Source organism: Brevundimonas sp. LPMIX5 (assembly GCF_003576505.1).
GTDB classification, from domain to species: Bacteria; Pseudomonadota; Alphaproteobacteria; order Caulobacterales; family Caulobacteraceae; genus Brevundimonas; species Brevundimonas naejangsanensis.
Window position 1 is genome coordinate 139298 of record NZ_QWTZ01000005.1, and the last position, 19076, is coordinate 158373.

Consider the following 19076-nt stretch of genomic DNA (forward strand, 5'->3'; position numbering starts at 1 on the left):
ACGCGGACCATCGAGCGGGAAGACATGGCGCGGCGGTTTGGGTCGTTGCTCAATCGCCAGAATGCGGGCGACCCTGCCTATCGCCCGCTCGCGCCCGCCTATGACGGCCCGGCGTGGCAGGCGGCCTGCGATCTGGTGTTAAGGGCAGGGAGCAGCCGAACGGCTATACCGAGCACCTGCTGACCCACTGGCTCAGCAAGGCCAAGGCGCAATAACCCAGACCATAACGCGGGTGTCCCGAAATGGGGCAAAAGCTTGCCAAGGGGTAACAACGCTCTTAGAACGTCGGATGTTAACGTTTCGTTAAGCCTTTGGGACAAGGGGACTTGCCGCTGCGCTTATCGCGGATGTGTGTCAAAATGGGACGGCACGCCTCTTGGAACGCTGATCAGCGAACCGCTCATCGCAGCGGGGCGCCGCCGTAATGCGGTTTGGGGAGGCAAGTGATGAGCAGGTTTCGGAACGCGTCAGGGATAGTCGGCGCCATGAAGCCGATCGCGCGATTGGTCGGCATGAGCGTCGCAGCGGCGGCCGGGATCGCAGCCTCTGCCGCTGCGGCGGAGCCGCCGGACCTCCGGCGCGGATATGAGGTCGGCGCTCGCTTGGAGGTAGCTCTGGAGGGGCGCATTGTCGAGCGTTGCGAAATCGTCGGCGGAGGCGATGTCGATCTCGGAGAATTAACGGGCGGAAAGGAGATGTCGACCTCCTTCGGCCTGGATTGCAACCTGCCTTTCCAGATCGATCTCCGATCGGAGCGCGGGGGTCTAGCGCACGCTGTCCAGCCGCAGGGCGAGGGGCCGTACGCGGGCGTCTTGGCCTATGATCTGAAGGTGGCGGTGCCGACTTTGCAACCACGCGGCGAACGGGTGGTGGTCGAGGGGGACTTCTCGTCGATGGAATTGATCGGCGTACGATCGATCAGCAGCGGAGAAGGGATATCGGCGGGGCGGGGTGACATCCTGCTCAAGACCCGCACGCCTCCCGGGGCCGGCCTGTTGGCGGGGCGATACCAGGAAACCCTGACCATGACGATTGTTCCCCGTGTCTAGGTCTCTCTAAGTAATAAAACTCGAATATCGCTTGACGTTTAAGCATAAAGGTCCGTGCTTTTATGTAATTGCGCCTGTCTATGCAGCATTACGTGAAAAATAAGCAGTTTTACGTAATAAGGCCGTAGACAATAGTGTAAAGTTTGTGTTTACGATCGCGGCAGGTCGGGAGTTCGTGTCCGGCTTAATTGATTGTTTATTCCTTCATCACTGCCTGGAGAGTTGAAAATGAAAATCGCTTCGCTTATCGCCGGCGTGGCCGCCGTAGCTCTGATCGCTGGCTCGGCCTCGGCTCAAACCGCCGTGACCAGCTCGAGCACGGTCATCGGTCATCCGGACAACACCTCGGCGCCGGGACCCAGCACCGCCACTTTCGACATCACGGCTTCGGTCGCCGCCGACTGTGTCCTGGGTCTGAGCAACAGCAACGACCTGAACTTTGGCGAGTTGGGTATTCAGGCTGACGGCGACGCGGGCGTGGAAAACGCCTTCCGCCTGGCTCCCGGCAACAACTACGGCACCATCGACACCAATATGGCGGGCTGCAATGCGCGCAACACCGTCAAGCTGGCCAAGACGAACGGTGTCGACGGTATGAAGAACGATTCGGACGCCGGCTACGACAGCAACGTCTTCCAGGCCAACCTGCCCTACGACGCCTTCGTTCATTACACCGCCGGCGACATCGGCGACGTGGGCGCGGGTCAAACCGATTATCACGTCAGCGCCTACAGCAACGCCGCTGAAGGTTTTAAGGACCACGGCGCCTGGCGTTCGGCCCTGTCGGTCTATGTCAATATTCCGGCTCCGGCCAAGGCCGTGCTGGCTGGCGACTACAAGGACGAGCTAACGCTCACCCTGACGCCGAGCCTGTAAGTCCCTCAAGGCTTCTAGCGAGAGGGGGGAGTGAAAGCTCCCCCCGCTTTTGTTTCAGCTTCGGCGCACCTTCTTAACCTCGACGGGTTCATGGAGGAGGGGCGAGGACGGGGGAAAGAAAAATGCTGAATCGCAGGATCGGCTGGGCCGTGGTGCTGGTTTGCATCCTGGGCGCGTGTGTTGTCGCGCCCATGGCTTGGGCCATGCGAGTCTCGCCCATGGTGGCGGAACTTTCCACCGTCGGCGCCGGCGCCGTCGCCCGCATCGAAGTCGGCAACGCCGGCGGCGCGGCCATGCCCTACGAAACCTCGATCACGCGGATCGAATTCCAAGATGACGGCTCCATGGTCGAAACGCCGGACGACGAGGATTTTCTGGTATTTCCACCTCAGGGCCTGGTGCCCGTGGGCGGCCGGCAGGTCGTGCGCGTGCAGTGGGTGGGAGATCGCGATCCGACGCAATCGCGAGCCTATTATCTTCAGGTTCGACAACTGCCCGTATCGACTGATGTGGAGGCCGGAGCCGAAGAACGACCTAATCTAGCCGTCACCGTGCTTTACAGCATGAAGGTGCTCCTGGTCGTAGCTCCTCCCGGATCCACGCCCGACGTGCGCGTGGTCTCGGCCGACCCGGACATCGAACCAACCTTCCTGCCGGCGCCGCGCGGCGAAAACGGCGCCCCGACCGCCCCGCCTGAGCGCGGACCCGATCAAACAGGGATCAGGGTGGTGGTCGCCAATACGGGCACGCGATACGCCCTGATGAGCGGCGCGAATTGGATTGTCGAAGGCGCGGGCGCGGACGGGCAGCCGTTCCATAAGCGATACGAGAGCGCGGAAATCGCTCAGGCTCTGGGCGTGGGTTATGTGGAGCCCGGCGGAGGTAGGCGCAGCTTCTTCCTGCCCACCCCTGTGGCGCTGGATCCCGCCAAACCCGTCAGCATCCGGTTCGCGCGATGAAAGTCGGCCGGATCTGTCTGGCGGCCGTCCTCGCCCTGGCGCAATCCGGGCCGGCCTGGGCGTATCAGGCGTCCGGGAAGACCGCCGAGCCGGCGCCGCAAGCCAGGCCCAGGATCAATGTCTATGGCCGCGACATCCACATCACGGCGCCGCTTCAGTTCAACCGACGAATCCTCGGAGAGGTCGGCGTCCTCTTGACGAAGGACGATCGCTTCTTTGTCGATAGCGCGGATTTCATGCGGATCGTGGCGCCGCTCTTGACGCCGGAAGCTCAGGCGACGTTGCGCGCGACCCTGCAGGGCCGGGATTCCTTTGAACCCGGTGGTGTTTCCGGCGCCGGCATCTGGCTGGAATATGATCCGGGCCAGCTGGCCTTGCTCGTGGTGAAGATCGACCCTGCGAACAGGGTGCTGGAAAGTCTGTACCAGCAGGGACGGGCGGAGGCGCCCGCCGAGGCGCCTGAACCGTTTTCCGCTTATCTGAACGCCAATATGGTGGCCAGCTATCGCCACGCGGAAAAGGAGGCTGCGGCCCCGAGCGTCTTTCTGGATACGGCCATTCGCTATCGCAATCTGGTGTTTGAAGCGGATATCCAGGGAGGAGAGGATCTTTTCGACGGGGGCTATCAGGTCGATCGCCGCTACGCTCGGTTCGTCTATGATCAGCCGGAGGATTTTCGCCGTTGGTATCTCGGCGACCTTTCGATGGAGACGCGCGGTCGCCAGGGGTTCGCCGAGTTGGGCGGCGTAGGCGTGTCCCGCCGACGTCAGCGGTTCGATTCCTTCCGCAACAACGTCATCATGGGCGGACGTCAGCTCCTTTTGCAGGAAGTGTCCACGGTCCGCGTGCTCCGCAATGGCGTCTTCCAGCGCGAATTCCGCCTGGATCCTGGGCAATACGACATCTCGGGACTGCCGCTGGACACGGGCAGCAACGATGTTCGCCTTGAAATTCAGGGGGAGTCCGGCCGACTTCAGGAGGTCAGCTACCGCGCCTATGTCGATGCGATCGACCTCGAGCCAGGCGATTATGAATATGCAGCGTTTCTGGGCGTCAGCAGCCAGGCGCCGTTCGGTGGGCGGGACTATTCCGACGGAGACCTCGTTTTCAGCGGCTATTGGCGCAAGGCTTTCTTCAACAAGCCGGCGCTCGGCTTTGGGCTGCAATTGTCGGACGACGTGCAGGCGGTCAGCGGCCAGACCCAGTTCATCCTCGATAACGGCGCGCGTTTCGCTGTGGACGGGGCGGCCAGCAACGGTCCGCGAGGGACGGGCTACGCCTACGCCTTCAGCTATGATTTCGCCTTTGTGGACGAGAAGGATCAGTACAGCAGCTGGACCTTCGTGGCTGACTATAGTTCGGCTGACTATGCGACGATCGGCGGCATGTCGACCAACCCCACGTCCTGGGTGTTCACGGGAAGCTATTCGCGTCGCTTCACGGCGGATTGGTTCGGCAATGTGAACCTCTCTTACCGTAAGTCGCGCAGCGACCTCGTCGACGATTCCTATAGTTTGTCGATCTCCACCACCTATCGACTGAACCCGGAATGGTCGGTGCGCGTGGGCGGGGAGTTCTCAGACTATGGCGACCGGTTCGGCGGGCGCGACGGCGTGGGCGCGACCTTCGCCCTGATCTGGCAGCCGCGTTTCGATCGTCGCGCCGAGGCGGAATACGGCTCTGTCCGCAACAATGCGTCCGTGCGGTACCAGCAGATGTCGACGGGACGCGCGGGCTCGCTCGGCTATTCCGTGGCCTCGACCTATGCGGATGGGCCGGGTTCGCTATCGGGCCAAGTAGACTATGTGGGCAATCGTTTCGACGCCAGCCTGTCCCACGCCGCCTATGGGGACAGTTTCTCGGACATAACAGACCGTCAGGTGACGAGCGTTCGGTTCGGCACGTCGATCGCCACGGCGGGCGGGAAGGTCGGGGTCGGCCGGGTGATCCAGGACAGCTTCGCCCTTGTCTATCCGCATGAATCCCTGGGCGGTCGCAAGGTGATCGCCGGCGACAGTCTGCAAGGTGGACAACATGCGGCCGAGAGCGGGTCTTTCGGGCCCGCAGTGATCAATCGCCTGACCTCCTATGTGAATCAGTCGGTGCGCTACGACGTGGTGAATCCGCCGGTGGGCTATAATGTAGGCGAAGGCGTGCGTCGCGTTCATCCGACTTATCGCAGCGGTTACGCCATCGAAGTGGGCGGCGCCCGGTTTGTGAGCGCAGTCGGACGCTTGGTCGGTCTGGAGGACCGTCCCGTGGCCTTGATTTCCGGGCGGATTCGCGAAGTCGGCGACGAGACGGCGCCTGCGGAACTGTTCTTCACCAACTCGGTGGGACGGTTCGCAGTTCAGAATCTGGAGCCCGGCAAACGCTATCGCGTTGAAGTCTTCTCCGACCCGGCGACCGGGTTCGAATTCGAAGTGCCCGCCGATAACGAGGGTCTGCTAGACTTGCAGGTCATTCGTACGGATCTTGAAATTCCCGAAGCCTGAAGTGAGGGGACCGAAATGACTCAGGGTCGATCATTGATGATGGGGGCGATCGCGCTGGTCGCCCTGATCGGGGCGGGGCAGGTCCAGGCCCAGGATGGGGATTGCCGGTTGGTCGTGGAAACCGGCGCCGAGGAGTGGCGGTTGGAGTTTGATCCCCTGGATCAGGACGCCGCCCTGCAGACTTTCGATTTGGCGGTGGTCAATCAGGGACAATCGACCTGCGTGGTGCGCCCTCGCGTCAACCTCAGGGGCGAGAGTTTCGGCCTGATGAACGGCGAGGGCGGGGGCCGCCTGGACTATGTCCTGTTCGAGGAAAGAGCGGGCGTGGATGTCACGCCTCGCGCCGGTCTCAGCGCTCGTCGGTCGGGTGGCAGGGCCCTGACGGTGGCGCCGGGGGAACGGAGCCTGCTGCGCTTCTCCTTCGGAACCCGTGCGACGGAGACCTTGGCCGCGGGGCGCTATAGCCAGAGCGCCTTCATCGACCTGGAGACCGAGGACGGCCAGGTCGAGGCGGAACGACCCGTGACCTTGAGCGTGGAGGTGCCTCGCGTCGCCCTGATGGGCCTGAAGGGGGAGTTTCGTCGCGAGGGGGGGCTCACGATCATAGATGTCGGCGAACTGTCCCAGGGCGCACGCCCCCTGGGAGCGACGCTCTATGTGGTGAGCACCGGCGGCTACAGCATTTCCGTGACGTCCCAGAACCAGGGACGTCTGACCCAGGGGGGCGGATGGTTCGTGCCCTATGCGCTGACGCTTGGCGGTCAAGCGGTCGATCTGAGCGGAGAAGGGCGTCGCGAGGTGCTGTCGCATCGTCCTCGGCTGGACGACTACCCTCTGGCCATCGTGGTGGGGGAGACGGCCGGCAAGCGCGCCGGCGAATATCGCGACGTCCTGACCTTCACCGTCGCGGCCATTTGATCTCCCGGCATCGCCCGTAGGCGAAACGCCCACGATGCGGCGCGGGGCCTTTGTCGTTGCGGCGGTACGAAATCTTCAGATGGGCTGGATCGTAAGCGACAGGATCAACGGCTGTTCAAGCTCGACATCGTCGAAGCGGTAATCGACCGCGCGAATGGTCGCGATGCTTGAACGGCGCAACTCCAATATACCGCCCTTGGCCAGATCCAGAGAGCGATCTCCATAGACCATCCGCACTTTTTCGGTTGCGGCGAGAGGGCGGTACTGGGCTGAGACGGTGAAGCCGCCGGGGCTGTTGCAGGCTTCGACGACCGAACCTGCGCCGCCAGCTTCGGCCATGACGGTCTTGTCCGGTCGCACCCAGCAAGCGACGGGCACGGTGGCGCGCAAGCGATAGGTATGACTCGCCCCCGGCCCCGCCGTCGCGATCTGCGGCGCCAGCATGGCTGCCAGGCCTGCGGCGAAAGGCAGAAGTGCGCGGCGTTTTGCCGAATTCAACCTGGTCATAATGTCCTCATCACCCTTTATTTGGAGAAGAGGATATCTGCCGGCTCTTAACTTCAGGCGATCAGACAGTCTTAGCGGGGACTTAAATCCTATCGTGAATCCCTGCTAACCTTATCGGTCCGAGGGCTGGATGGCGCTTTGATCGGAGGCTGAACCAAGAACGACGTGCGCGATGCGGATGCGCCTCCGATAAGTGACTGTTTCAAAACTCAGCTAGTTCGGCGCAGTGCCCGAGCGCAGGTTATCGATAGGACCCTTGCGACGCTGATCCAGTGCTGTCGCACGGCGGTGTCCGGCGCCGTCTGCGCGGCGGCGGTCTTCAGGGCGGCTGAGGCGGCCGTGTGATCGGTCTTGATCATCTGGCCAATTTCCTTGACCTAGACATTCTGCGACCGTTCCAGGGCGATGTTCGGTGGTCTGGATTTCGTTCAGGTCGCCTATGGCGGCATTGGTAACATAGGCGCTGCCCAATTGGCGCCCGACAAGAGGCGCCCAGGAACCTTGCCAGAACAATGAGCGTGCTTCGTGCCAGTCTGCTTTCCACCCCTCCCAGGTTTTCGGGGCGTCCGCTTGCTGGGCGTGAAGTCGGCGGCGGATTCGCGCCGACGTGGACAATCACGAGATTTTTCTATCGGGTGGTGGGGCAAACCTGATGCGTTTGAGGGCTTAGCCAAAGGGTGGATGGGCATTTGGAGGAGCGACGATCGAAGATTATTCGATCGTCGCTTGGGCATAGATCAGTCCGCCTGAGGGCCGTCATCGCTCGCATTCGTTACCGGTTGCGAAGGTGATTGGGCTTGAGGAACGGGGGTGCGCAACGCTCCAGTGAGCCCGTTCAGATCAGCGCCGGACAACCCAACCTCAGAGAGAAGTTGATCAACCAGGGGCGCCTGAGCGCGATATCGCAGGGCGCTGCTGACCACCTGATCTGAGAGATTGCCCTCCTGCGAACCGCCGCCGACGCCCGCTGCGCCGCCGCCGCCATTCAGACCTTCGACCTGCACGATCTTGATGGAGTCGATGTTCTCCATCGGCTTGACCGACTCGGCGATGATCCGATCCAGGTTCTCCAGCAGCTTGAGCTTGATCTGCAGGGCGACCTGTTCCGGGGACAGCAGATTGGCCGCGGTGTTCAGGGCGTGCTGGCCGGCGGCGTCGACTTCATAGCGGACGCGCGACGCCTCGGCCTCGACGCGGATGGCCTCGGCCTGACCTTCGGCTTCGATGCGGGTCTTGTCGGCCATACCACGCGCCTGTTCGCGCTGCGCCTCGGCGTGGTCTGCGGCGGCGACCTTTTCAGCCTCGGCGGCGACGCGGATCGCAATGGCTTCGCGCTCGGCCTCCTTGGCGGCTTCGATCAGCTCGATGATCTTCTGACGGTCGGCGGCCTCGCGGTCGCGCACCGTCTTGACCTGCTCCTCGGCCTGGACGGCCAGGGCCAGAGCGCGGTCGGCCTCGGCCTTGGCCTCGGATTCGGCGCGCGACTTCTCGGCGACGGCGATGTTGCGGTCCTGTTCGGACAGTTCGATGGCCTTGGCCTTTTCGATGTCCTGCACCTCGACCGCGCGCGCCTTGGAGATTTCGCGCTCTGCGACTTCCTGCTCCATGGCGATGCGCTGTTGGGCCACCAGACGGTCAGCCTCGATCTTGGCCTGCTCGATCTGCTGTTGCGAGGTGATCTTGGCGGCTTCCGCTTCGCGGGCCTTCTCGGCTTCCTGACGGGCGACGTCGGCGGACTGTTCAGCGCGGCGGTTCGAGATTTCCCGCTCCTGCTCCAGCTGTGCGTATTCCTCGTCGCGGCTGATCTCCAGCGTGCGGCGCTGTGCCTCCAGGTTCTTCACCCGGATCTGGACCTGGGTGTCCTGCTCGATGTCGTTGCGCAACTTCTTGCGCAGTTCGATCTCCTGCGTCAGCCGCGTCAAACCTTCGGCGTCAAAGGCGTTCGACGGGTTGAAATGCTCCATCGCCGTCTGGTCGAGGCCCGTCAGCGAGACGGTCTCCAACTCAAGGCCGTTCTTCAGCAGGTCTTCGGACGACACCTGCTGCACCTTCTGGACGAAGTGGGTGCGCTGTTCGTGCAGTTCAGTCATGGTCAGTTCGGCCGCGACCGAGCGCAGGGCGTCGACGAACTTGCCTTCGACCAACTCCTTCAGCTCGACCGGGTTCATCGTCCGCAGACCCAGGGTCTGGGCGGCCGAGGCGATGGCGTCGGCGCTGGGCTGCACCCGCACATAGAACTCGGCCAACACGTCGACGCGCATTCTGTCCTTGGTGATCAGGGCCTGCTCGTTGGAGCGCTGCACCGCCAGACGCAGGGTGTTCATATTGACCGAGATGGTCTCATGCAGCACCGGCAAAACGAGCGCGCCGCCGTTCATGACGACCTTCTCGCCGCCAAAGCCGGTGCGCACGAAGGCGGTCTCCTTGGAGGCGCGCTTGTACAGGCGTGCGAAGATCAAACCCAGGATCAGCAGAGCGACCAGCCCCACGCCTGAAATGATGCCGATCTCGATGATCGAGTTCATTCAAAAAGCCCCTAATCTGTAGAAGTCGTCAGACCGCCGCGTCGCGCAGCGACACGCTGGTGTTGTGAATAGCGAAATATTTGGCGCCCGCATGCCGCACCAGAAGCACGCTGCTGCCTTGCGTAAAGACGTCCGATGCATTGTCAGGCTCGACCATGACGTAATGAACCTGGCCATGCTCGTCGCGAACGCGGGCCTGTGCGGCGCTGGCGTGCGCTGCATCACCGGTGACGATCACCGCCACGCGACCGACCAGACTGTCGCGCGATACAGCTGAGGTCTCATCGCGAGGCATAATCCGGGCCACCGCCTGACCAAAGACGCGCGTCACCGGCAGGGCGATTGCAAAGGCCAGCGGCGCCGCCAGGAACCAGGGCCCCGGCTGGCCTATGACCGCCGCGATGATCCTCTGCCCGATCAGCCCCGTCATGCCGAAGCCGAACAGGAAGACGACGATCAGCATCAGCAGCGGCAGCCGCCCAACGTTGATCCAGGACAGCAGCGAAGGCGTCTCGACATTGACGTCGCCGTCCAACCCATCGAGCCCTTCGCCGACCGCCAGCCCCCCGCCCAGGCCCAGGGCCTCGACGACGCCGATCAGCAGCATCAGCACCAGGGCCGCTATAAACGGCACATTGTCGGGCGAGAGAAGAAAGGCCCACATTGGCGGTGTCAGCCCTTGTCGCCTGCGCGCGCCTTGATGGCGGCCAGGCGTTCCTCGACCCGGTTGCGACGCGCCAGACCGTCCAACTCCGCCAACCTGGCGCCCTGTTCGCGCTCAACCCCACCGAGAGCCGGAGCGCCCTCGCGCGCCATAAGGCGGTCAAAGGCGCCCGTGGCGTTCTCGACGCGGCGGGCCACGCTCGGCTGATCGTCCGAACCGACGCCGCCTGTCGAGGCGCTCGCTTGATCGGCGCCGCGCGCTCGCGCCAGCAGCATAGACTGGAAGGCCTCTTCCATCTCGCGGCGCTTGGCCGTGAGCGCCGCGACATAACCTTCCAACTCGACTTCGCGCTTGCCCGCCTCGGCCACGGTCGCTTCCAGAACCGGGACCTGGGCCTCGACGTCCAGCTGGTGTTCGACTGCGGCGCGTGCCAGGTCTTCACGACCTTCACGCAGCGCCAACTCAATCTGACCGGCCAGTTCTTCGTGGCGGCTGCTCTGCTCGGTCAACCGCTTGTTGGCCAGGTGCTTGCTGGCGATGGTCCGGCCCAGTTCGGCGCGGACATCGTCCACCGCCTTGTCAATCTCGCGCAGGGTCTGCTGCACGACTGCGTCCGGCATTGCGCCTTCGATCGCGTCGATCAGCGCATGGGCGCTGCCCGAGACGATGCGGCCGACACGCGCGCCCAATGTATCCGCCATGATCCTGATCCTTCCGTTAGCGCGCGGCCAGGGCCGCAGAAACAAGCTTCATCAAGTCCGAGAGTTCGGCAAGTCGCCGCGAGATGACAGCGGGCTCGTAGGCCGGCGCCGTGGGCGTCACAGCCCATCGCAGCAACTGGTCGGTCATCCGCGCGGCGCAATCGACCAAACGCGCTTCATGCCGCACCAAGTCGTCCGCTCCGCTAGCCGAACCAGGACGGGGCGCCGCCAGGGCCAGAGCCAGTAATTCCTCAGCGGCGGTCATCAGGCCCACGGTCACGTCGGAATGACGATCCAGATCCTGTTCGATAATCCTCACGGCGCGCACCGCCGCCGCCAGTTGCTCATGGCTGATGACCAAGGCGGCGGAAAAGTTCTCCAGCGGCTCGGCTCGCTGCCGCGCCTGCCTGATCAGGCCTCGGATCTTGTCGCTGGCCGTGACCGCGCCATCGACCTCCAGCTTCGCCAGAAAGCTGGTGTCCTCATCGGAGAGCCTGACGCTCAGGGGGGTGTTTAGGGACGCCATGACTTTTTGTATTACATTGTAGCGCGCATGTAAACATCCACCGTTCTCTAGGCGGGAATACGCAGCGCTTGAGCCTAAGCGGCTCGGAGTTTAGCGCGCCTTGGGCAGCCTTAGCGTACGCGCGCGCTGCCGCAGATGATTCTGAGGACTGGTTCGCCATGGCCAGGTGAGCCACATAAATCGGAAACGCGCGGAGTTTGTTGAAAAAGGCGGCTGTTGAGATCGCCGCGAGATCGCCAGGGCCGACGCCTACGCCGTTTCCCGACGCGAACGGAAGAAGGTTGAGATGCTTTTTGCCCACCTCAAGCGCATCTTGAAGCTGAACCGACTGCGCCTGAGAGGCCAGAAGGCTTCCGCCGCAAGCGAGCGGTTTAACGGCGTGGATAAGGCGGTTTCAGCTATCTCTATTGGGACATCGAGCTGGAGCCCTGATGGGCGAGCGTCTTGGCGCTCGATCTTGATGCGTGGGGTGATTTTAAGCGGTATCTTTGACGAGGTGCGGCTTGTTGCACGTCTTTTCAGATGATGTTCAGCTTCATTGCTGTTCCCTAGCGTCAATAGAGCCCGACATCAGCTATCTTTTTATGTTTCGTCTTGTCGTGCCGTGAATAACGCGCGAGGCTTCATGCCATGATGCAGTTGGGGGGCGAGGAATAGTATGGGGTGGCTGCCCTTAGTCGCCGCTGTCGTCATGGGGCATGGCGGAGCTTCGGCTGAAGCGGCGGCGGGGCAGAATGTGCGCCCGGATCTTGATCTGGAAGAGCCGGTCCAGGTTGAGGATGTGGAGGTGTTCGGGCGGCGCGGCGCGGCGCTGACGCCCCCGGAGATCGAATTAGACGGCGCCGATATTGATGCTCTGGGCGCGTGGAGCATCGACGATGTTTTGAAGCGCATGGATGAAACCCTGGCGCTTGGCGGCCAGCCTCTGGTGCTGATCAATGGGCGACCGACGCCTAATGTCAGCGCTTATACGGGGTTTCCGCCTGACGCCCTTGTGCGCGCCGAAGTTCTGCCTCCTGAAGCTGCAGGCCTCTACGGCGCCGTTCCGGGACAACGTGTCGTCAATCTGGTGCTGCAGCAGAATTTCTCCAGCTATGACGGGCGGGCTGTCGGATCGCGGCCGACCCAGGGCGGAACTTCGACTTTGTCCGGCGATCTGAGGCGTTCCGCTATCGCCGGAAGAAATACGCATCAACTCGGCCTGCGTCTCTCGCGCGACACGGCGCTGCGGGCAGGGGAAAGAGACCGCGCCCTGGCGACAGATGGACCGGACGCGGACCTCGTGACGTTGCGCCCGCAATCGGAACTCCTTTCGGCTAATATCAGCCTTACGCGCGGGCTGGGCGAGTGGTCCGGGGTCTTCAGCCTGAATGGACAGGCGCAAGAGAGTCGTTCAGTGGCGCAGATAGGCGTCGGCGTGGTCGAAAGCCGTCGCCGTTCGCAAAGCCTCGGCATGTCCGGCGGCGCCAGTGGGCAAGTGGCCGGCTGGATGGTGCAGACGAATCTGAACGGCCAGATTGCGCGCAGTCAGGAAGACGGCCTGCAGGACATGAGCAGCGACACCTTGTCGTTCGGGATTACGGGTGCAGGTCAGCGGTCGCTTATTGCACTGCCGTCCGGACCTATGACCGCCAATGTGAGCGCCGGCTTCCAGGGCAGCCGGGCGACTGTTGAGCGTGACCTGGACCGGTCGGTTCACAGTTTCCAGACGAACAGTGCTCGAGGCGCGCTGAGCATCCCCTTGACGAAGTCAGGCGGTCCCGGAGGGAGGGATCGCCTGGGTGATATTGTGGCGACCTTCGGCGTGGGAATGCGCAACAGCGGCGGCGCCAGTGGCGAGGATGTCAGCGCAGGGCTGGCCTGGACTCCCCGCCGGGGCATACGTTTAAACGGCGAATGGGGGGCGTCGACGGATAGCGTGCCGGATATCCAGCGTTCTGAGCCGGAGTATTACGGCCCTCCGATCGTTGTTTTCGACTTCCGGAGCGGAGAGGCAGTCGAGGTTTTGCCTATCAGGGGGGGCAATCCGGATCTGACGCCGCCCGAATCCGAACGTTGGAGCGTCTCGGCCTCATGGGGGCCTTTCACATCATGGGGACTGTCGGGCAATCTGGGTTATGTGCGCAACGCCCATACAAATGGGATCGGCTCGCTGCCCGAGTTGACCGAAGACGTGGAGATGGCGTTTCCCGACCGTTTCCATCGGGATATCAATGGTAGGTTGGTAAGTATCGACTATCGGCCGCTTAATCTGAGTTCGACGTTTTCCGAGAGTCTGACCACGGGCGCGAACTTTAATCTTCCTCGTCCGGCAGGGGCGGCGGGGCAAGAGGCGACGATCATGCGCGTCGCGATCAGTCACAGTCTTCAACTCGCCAGCGTCACGCGTTTGCGCGCAGGGTTGGCCGAATTAGATCGCCTCAAGGGAGATGGCGGAGGAATTTCACGCCAGAACGCCAGCGTTTTGATTGACGCTCAGCGGGGGCGGTGGGGCGCGAATCTTTCGGCTCATTGGCAGGAAGGTTATCGAACGCGGCGCCTTGGCGGAGTGGATGGTCCCGATGACCTGGTCATCGCGGATTTCATGACGGCTGATCTGAGGTTCAGCTTTCAGATGATGTCCGGTCGCAGTCGATCCGGAACCGGAGCCATCGAGACGCCTCGTCGTCGCAGTACAGGCCTGCAGGTCAATCTGGAGATCAGCAATCTGTTCGATACGCGCCGTGAGGCGCGCCTGGGCGACGGATCGCCAGCTCAAGGCTATGGGCGCGACATGCAGGATCCCTTGGGCCGCGCCGTGCGCCTGACGTTGCAGCGCCGGTTCTGATGGAAGGGGCGACTTGACGAAGTCCGCACGCTTCGTGAGAGTGTCAATCTAGCGAACAATGGTCTGGGGAGAGACCATGGGCGAGAGGCAAGCACGGATTACAGCGCCACATGAACTGGACGAGACGTTTCGATCCAGCGCACAAGGTTTGCGCGCGATCACGCGCCGCGTGCAGGGAGACGAAGCCGATCTTGCTCAGGACGCTTGTTTAAAGCTTGTCGAAACAGCAAGGCGCGAGCCGGTTAAAGCACCGACTCATTTGCTTTTCCGTCTCGCACGCAATCTGGTGATTGATCGACTGCGCAGTCGGGCGCGGACGCTGCGCTTGTTTCGCCCGGAAGACCATTATGAGCAGGGGCCCTGCAGTCTGGCTGATCCAGAGCGCGTCCTGCTTGCGACTGAAAGGCTACGCAGGGCGCTGGCGGTCATCGACGCCATGCCTGGCCGCCGACGCGAGGCCTTTCTCCTGCATCGCATCGACGGTCTCAGCTATCTCGAAATCGCCCGTACAATGGGAATTGGCGTGAAGGCGGTGGAAAAGCATCTTTCGGCCGCCATGCTGGAATTGGTACAAAAAATGCAGGCAGACGAATTGGATGAGTAGGGAATAAGCTCCTTCATTCGTCTATGGTGGTAATCCTTCGGCTCTACACGCCGCCAATTCGCCGGTCATGATCTTAAACGAAGAAATCCAGCAGGAGGCTGCTCGGTGGTTCGCCGCCCAGCGAAGAGGCCCTATGTCGCTGGAAGAGCGACAGGCTTTTGACGTCTGGCGTTCCCATCCTCTGCATCAGGCCGCCTTGAACAGTATGCACGAGGTGTGGGGCGAGCTTTCAAACGTCGCTGAAATGGTTCCGGCGCCGCGCCGCAGGGCTCCCAGACAGGTCCGCCTCGCCGCCATAGCCGCCGTTCTGGTGTTGGGACTGACTGCGAGCGTGGGCCTGGGCGCCCTCTGGCGGCTGGATCGCACGTCCAGTGAAACGGGTGTCGGCGAACAACGCAGTCAGGAGTTGCCGGATGGCAGTATTGTCGCGCTGAACGTCGTAACGCGCGCTCAATATGATCTTAATCGCCGCGAACGAGTGGTGAATCTGAAAGAAGGCGAGGCGACCTTCGTCGTCCGTAAGGACCCTGATCGTCCCTTCCTGGTTCGGGCGAGCGGCTATGAAGTCCGGGCGGTCGGCACGGCGTTCAATGTTCGTAGCCGTGACCACAGCCTGGACGTAGCCGTCAAGGAAGGGGTAGTCGAGGTCCGCTCCCTGGCAGGGGGCGGAAAGCCGATCCTCCTGCGCGCCGGGCAGAGATTTCAAGTTAAGAATACGAACCAACACACGTTCAAGCAGACGCGGATCTCGACGATCCCGACGACGTCTGTCGATGAATGGCGCCAGCGTGTCCTGACTTATGAAGATGCGCCGGTCGATCAGGTGATCCGCGACCTCAATCGCTTCTACGAGCGCCCTGTTTCGGCAGAACCCTCCTTGGGACGCCGTCATGTGACGCTGCGCCTTGTGATCGACGACCGGGCCGATACGGTGCAGCGCCTCGCCGCCCTGCTCGACGCCGACATCCGCGATGCGGGTCGCGAGGACCGCCTCAAGCCCGCAAGCTGAGATTTTACGATCCCTGCAAAAATATGCGTCGGGGCAGGTAGGGTTTCTGTCGCCTGAAACGTCAATCTCTCAAAACAACCATCTCTTGGGAGGGAGAGGTCTATGGTGTTGCGGTCTTCGCGCGTCGGTATTTCACGTTTGCGCATGTTGGCGGGGGCGGGATGCGCCGCATTGATGATTGCGGCGTCGCCCGTGGGCGCGACAGCTCAGTCGGCGGTGACCTCATTCAACATCCGTTCGGCGCCGCTGTCGCAAAGCCTGCTTGAATTCGGACGCCAGGCCGGAATTTCGGTCGCTGTAGATCAATCTCTGACATCCGGCCTGCGCGGCCGCGCCGTGTCGGGCGACCTGCCGGTCGGCGAAGCCCTGGACCGACTGTTGGTCGGTACGGGGCTTACCGCCGAATTCGCCGGCCCGAATGCTGTTCGTCTGGTACGCGGCGGCCAGGGCGATGCGGGGGGAAACGACCTTCTGCAGGGCCCGATCGCCCAAGAGACGACCAGCGTCGCCGACGTGATCGTGACGGCTCAGAAGCGTGAGGAATCCATTCAGAGCGTGCCCATCGCGGTCTCCGCCTTCTCGGCAGAGAACTTGGACGCGATGAAGATTGAAGGCGGTTCGGAACTGATGCGCGCCATCCCGAACGTGGCTTTCTCCAAGGGCAATTTCAGCATGTACAATTTCTCGATCCGTGGGATCGGGACCAAGGCGGTTTCAGCATCGTCTGACCCTGCTGTCGCCGTCAGTTTCAACAATACCCCCCTCATCCGAAACCGTCTTTTCGAACAGGAATACCTGGACGTGAACCGGGTAGAGGTCCTGCGCGGGCCGCAGGGAACGCTCTATGGCCGTAACGCTACGGCCGGCGTGGTCAACATGTTCCCCAAACTGCCCGGTCCGGACTTTGAGGCGATGCTGAAGGCTGAGACCGGCAACTTCGGCACGATGCGCGGCCAGATGATGGTCAATGTCCCGATCACCGACACCTTCTGGGTTCGGGCGGCTGCGGGCCTGACCAAGCGGGATGGATTTGATTACAACTCCTTCAACGATACACACGTCAACGGACGTGATCTGCATTCTGTGCGGCTGTCCGCAGCTTGGGAGCCGACGGATCGTTTCCGCGCCAATCTGATCTGGGAACATTTCGGGGAAGACGACAATCGTTCTCGTACCGGCAAGCAACTGTGTACGACTGACGACGGCCCGACGCAGGTGGGGAATTTTACGCTCACCAGTAAATTCCTGCAGGGGGTTCTAAGTCAGGGCTGTCAGCCGGGGAGCCTTTATGAAGATGCGGCCTATGGCACGCCTAATGGCACTAGCATGGGCCAGATCTGGGCGGCAGCGAACGTCGGTTATGGGCAGCGTCTCGTAAATGGCGTCAGAATTTCAACACGGGGAATTGATGTAGGGATAAATCCCTATGAAGGCGTCGTTCAATCAACAGATCTTCGTGAGGTCTCTACGAGCTATGATCCGAAATTTGTAGCTAATAATGATGTTTATCAGCTAAATCTTGAGTATGATTTTAATCCTAATCTTACACTTGTGTCGCAAACTACATATGCAAAAGACTATTTCTGGTCGTCTCAGGACTATATGAGATATGTTTCTAATGAAATTTTTAATAAGAGTAATTACGACGATATTATAGATGCGTGGGGAAATCCGCGACCTCTTCATGGGAGTATTTACAATGCAGCGCCGGAGGGGGTGTATACGGATCCGCAGCTCGGGCCATCTAAAAGAATGCTTGCCGTTGATCTTAGTAAGTCAAAAAATGAGCAATTTTTCCAAGAGTTTAGGTTGCAATCAAACTACTCCGGACGATTTAATTTTAATCTAGGAGTGAATTACCTCAAATTTGATACGAGGGATGATTATTATGTATTCAATAATGTTTTCACACTTATCGCTGAGTACTGGTACAATAGGGTTCCTATAGATCCTTCAAATCCAACTGACGGTGGCATGTCGATCCCCTGTGTGGATGGAAGCCAGAATGAATGTGTCTACGTTGACCGATCCTCTATCAAAAACATTGCGGGCGACGGGCATAATTATTTTAGAAGTAAAAATGAAGTAACAACTGAATCTTATGGCGTATTTGGTGAGATATATGTTGATATTTCAGAGATTTTTCGCCTTACGGCTGGCCTGCGCTATACCGACGACAGCAAGACGTCAACGCCATATCCGACGCAACTGCTTTTAGGGACCAGGGATAGTCTAGGTTACGGTCATTTGACTGGCGGTTCGTTCTCCAGGGGCTTTGAAGCCTTGCCGGACATTGAGCAAAACTGGTCTGAAATGACGGGCCGTCTTGTTCTGGACTGGAAGCCGTCGGATAATCTGATGGCCTATGCGTCCTACGCGCGCGGCTATAAAGGCGGGGGGACCAACCCTCCGCGGGCGGGCCTCGATCCGAGGGTGGTGCAGTATCTGCCGCAGTCGAGCATTTTCGAGCCTGAATTCCTCAACGCCTATGAGCTCGGGATCAAGACCAGTCTGTTGGATCGCCGTCTGCGCTTGAACGCAACAGGCTTCTACTACGACTATACCGACTATCAGGTGTCTCAGATCGTTGACCGTATTTCTCTGAACGAGAATTTCGATGCGGAAAGCATGGGGTTAGAGCTTGAGGTCAATTATCAGGTCACGCCACGGTTCCGGATCGATGGCAACTTTGGTTATCTGAAAACGCGGATTGCCGACGGTGAAGGCTCCATCAATGTCATGGATCGCACTCAGGGAAATCCCGAGTGGATGGTATTGAGGCCCTGGGTCCAGGTGCCGTCAAATTGTGTGGCGCCGACCGCGCTTGTCGAAAAGATTGTAAGCAGCAACTTCGGCGACAGCCTGAATCAACTGGCCCTTCAGGTCTTGTGCGGAGGATCAAAGAACTATGGTTCGTTCGATCCGAGCTTTGTGGGCGGTACGCCATTCTGGGCATTGTACGGCATTACATATAATCCACTGACCGATGCGCCGAATAGCGGTCGCGGCTTCTTGGCGGACCTCAGTGGAAACGAACTGCCGAACTCGCCGCGATGGACGGCAAACATCGGAGCCCAGTACGTCTGGGATATCGGAGCCTCAAGCATTACGTTCAGAGCCGATTACTATAGGCAGGCTGAAAGCTATTTCCGCGTCTATAATACAGAGTATGATAGACTTAAGGGGTGGGGTAATGCAAACTTGTCTATATCTCTCGAGAATCCTTCTAACGGCCTGACTGTAAGCGCATACGTAAAGAATGTTTTTGACGATACTCCTATTGTGGATGCGTTTACCAATAGCGACGATACGATGTTAACCACAAATGTATTTACTCTTGATCCAAGAATTTTTGGATTCTCCTTACAAAAAACGTTCTAGTTTTGTTGGCTTTTTTTAGTAATTGTGTAGTATAA

15 protein-coding genes are annotated in these 19076 nt (G+C 60.7%); 10 read left to right on the forward strand and 5 right to left on the reverse strand.

What is annotated here, in order from left to right; genetic code table 11:
- Positions 1–485: 485 nt before the first annotated feature.
- From D1604_RS07590 to D1604_RS07610, 5 genes are all read left to right on the forward strand, one after another.
- The gene (locus D1604_RS07590; RefSeq protein ID WP_147399894.1) at positions 486–1049 is read left to right on the forward strand and encodes a hypothetical protein; all 564 of its coding nucleotides are present in this window, start codon (positions 486–488) and stop codon (positions 1047–1049) included.
- Between the two features lie 228 nt (positions 1050–1277).
- Positions 1278–1925 carry a spore coat protein U domain-containing protein gene (locus tag D1604_RS07595; protein WP_119412815.1) on the forward strand — a complete coding sequence of 216 codons (648 nt, stop codon included), beginning with the start codon at positions 1278–1280 and terminating at the stop codon, positions 1923–1925.
- 122 nt (positions 1926–2047) lie between these two features.
- The gene (locus D1604_RS07600; RefSeq protein ID WP_119412816.1) at positions 2048–2884 is read left to right on the forward strand and encodes a molecular chaperone; all 837 of its coding nucleotides are present in this window, start codon (positions 2048–2050) and stop codon (positions 2882–2884) included.
- Positions 2881–5379, forward strand: coding sequence for a fimbria/pilus outer membrane usher protein (locus tag D1604_RS07605; RefSeq protein WP_119412817.1), 2499 nt, complete (start codon positions 2881–2883; stop codon positions 5377–5379). The genes D1604_RS07600 and D1604_RS07605 overlap by 4 nt, the downstream gene beginning before the upstream one ends.
- A 36-nt stretch (positions 5380–5415) precedes the next feature.
- Entirely contained in the window at positions 5416–6297 is an 882-nt protein-coding gene (locus tag D1604_RS07610) for a hypothetical protein (protein WP_119412818.1), read from the forward strand.
- Positions 6298–6372: 75 nt separating this feature from the next.
- Here the strand turns inward: D1604_RS07610 and D1604_RS07615 are convergent, their stop codons facing one another.
- From D1604_RS07615 to D1604_RS07640, 5 genes are all read right to left on the reverse strand, one after another.
- Positions 6373–6804: a hypothetical protein gene (locus D1604_RS07615; protein WP_119412819.1), complete on the reverse strand. Its 432-nt coding sequence runs from the start codon at positions 6802–6804 to the stop codon at positions 6373–6375.
- 737 nt (positions 6805–7541) lie between these two features.
- Entirely contained in the window at positions 7542–9329 is a 1788-nt protein-coding gene (locus D1604_RS07625; protein ID WP_119412820.1) for a flotillin family protein, read from the reverse strand.
- Positions 9330–9357: 28 nt separating this feature from the next.
- A complete protein-coding gene (locus D1604_RS07630; protein ID WP_119412821.1) occupies positions 9358–9993 on the reverse strand; it encodes a YqiJ family protein in 636 nt (211 codons plus the stop codon).
- 8 nt (positions 9994–10001) lie between these two features.
- The gene (locus D1604_RS07635) at positions 10002–10694 is read right to left on the reverse strand and encodes a PspA/IM30 family protein (RefSeq protein WP_119412822.1); all 693 of its coding nucleotides are present in this window, start codon (positions 10692–10694) and stop codon (positions 10002–10004) included.
- Positions 10695–10710: 16 nt separating this feature from the next.
- Positions 10711–11220, reverse strand: coding sequence for a hypothetical protein (locus D1604_RS07640; RefSeq protein WP_119412823.1), 510 nt, complete (start codon positions 11218–11220; stop codon positions 10711–10713).
- Between the two features lie 286 nt (positions 11221–11506).
- Between D1604_RS07640 and D1604_RS16080 the strand changes: the two genes are divergently transcribed.
- From D1604_RS16080 to D1604_RS07665, 5 genes are all read left to right on the forward strand, one after another.
- The gene (locus D1604_RS16080; RefSeq protein ID WP_119412824.1) at positions 11507–11746 is read left to right on the forward strand and encodes a hypothetical protein; all 240 of its coding nucleotides are present in this window, start codon (positions 11507–11509) and stop codon (positions 11744–11746) included.
- A gap of 132 nt (positions 11747–11878) precedes the next feature.
- Positions 11879–14047, forward strand: coding sequence for a TonB-dependent receptor (locus tag D1604_RS07650; protein WP_119412825.1), 2169 nt, complete (start codon positions 11879–11881; stop codon positions 14045–14047).
- Between the two features lie 76 nt (positions 14048–14123).
- Entirely contained in the window at positions 14124–14651 is a 528-nt protein-coding gene (locus D1604_RS07655) for an RNA polymerase sigma factor (RefSeq protein WP_158584921.1), read from the forward strand.
- Between the two features lie 67 nt (positions 14652–14718).
- Positions 14719–15660 carry a FecR family protein gene (locus D1604_RS07660; protein ID WP_119412827.1) on the forward strand — a complete coding sequence of 314 codons (942 nt, stop codon included), beginning with the start codon at positions 14719–14721 and terminating at the stop codon, positions 15658–15660.
- A gap of 102 nt (positions 15661–15762) precedes the next feature.
- Positions 15763–19041: a TonB-dependent receptor domain-containing protein gene (locus D1604_RS07665; protein WP_233551946.1), complete on the forward strand. Its 3279-nt coding sequence runs from the start codon at positions 15763–15765 to the stop codon at positions 19039–19041.
- Positions 19042–19076 lie beyond the last annotated feature (35 nt).

Bases quoted from the DNA above. Each gene is read 5' to 3' on its own strand.
- D1604_RS07600 (WP_119412816.1), top strand. From the start codon at position 2,048: ATGCTGAATCGCAGGATCGGCTGGGCCGTGGTGCTGGTTTGCATCCTG.
- D1604_RS07625 (WP_119412820.1), bottom strand. From the start codon at position 9,329: ATGAACTCGATCATCGAGATCGGCATCATTTCAGGCGTGGGGCTGGTC.
- D1604_RS07590 (WP_147399894.1), top strand. From the start codon at position 486: ATGAAGCCGATCGCGCGATTGGTCGGCATGAGCGTCGCAGCGGCGGCC.
- D1604_RS07650 (WP_119412825.1), top strand. From the start codon at position 11,879: ATGGGGTGGCTGCCCTTAGTCGCCGCTGTCGTCATGGGGCATGGCGGA.
- D1604_RS07655 (WP_158584921.1), top strand. From the start codon at position 14,124: ATGGGCGAGAGGCAAGCACGGATTACAGCGCCACATGAACTGGACGAG.
- D1604_RS07635 (WP_119412822.1), bottom strand. From the start codon at position 10,694: ATGGCGGATACATTGGGCGCGCGTGTCGGCCGCATCGTCTCGGGCAGC.
- D1604_RS07610 (WP_119412818.1), top strand. From the start codon at position 5,416: ATGATGGGGGCGATCGCGCTGGTCGCCCTGATCGGGGCGGGGCAGGTC.
- D1604_RS07665 (WP_233551946.1), top strand. From the start codon at position 15,763: ATGGTGTTGCGGTCTTCGCGCGTCGGTATTTCACGTTTGCGCATGTTG.
- D1604_RS07630 (WP_119412821.1), bottom strand. From the start codon at position 9,993: ATGTGGGCCTTTCTTCTCTCGCCCGACAATGTGCCGTTTATAGCGGCC.
- D1604_RS16080 (WP_119412824.1), top strand. From the start codon at position 11,507: ATGCTTTTTGCCCACCTCAAGCGCATCTTGAAGCTGAACCGACTGCGC.
- D1604_RS07595 (WP_119412815.1), top strand. From the start codon at position 1,278: ATGAAAATCGCTTCGCTTATCGCCGGCGTGGCCGCCGTAGCTCTGATC.
- D1604_RS07640 (WP_119412823.1), bottom strand. From the start codon at position 11,220: ATGGCGTCCCTAAACACCCCCCTGAGCGTCAGGCTCTCCGATGAGGAC.
- D1604_RS07615 (WP_119412819.1), bottom strand. From the start codon at position 6,804: ATGACCAGGTTGAATTCGGCAAAACGCCGCGCACTTCTGCCTTTCGCC.
- D1604_RS07605 (WP_119412817.1), top strand. From the start codon at position 2,881: ATGAAAGTCGGCCGGATCTGTCTGGCGGCCGTCCTCGCCCTGGCGCAA.
- D1604_RS07660 (WP_119412827.1), top strand. From the start codon at position 14,719: ATGATCTTAAACGAAGAAATCCAGCAGGAGGCTGCTCGGTGGTTCGCC.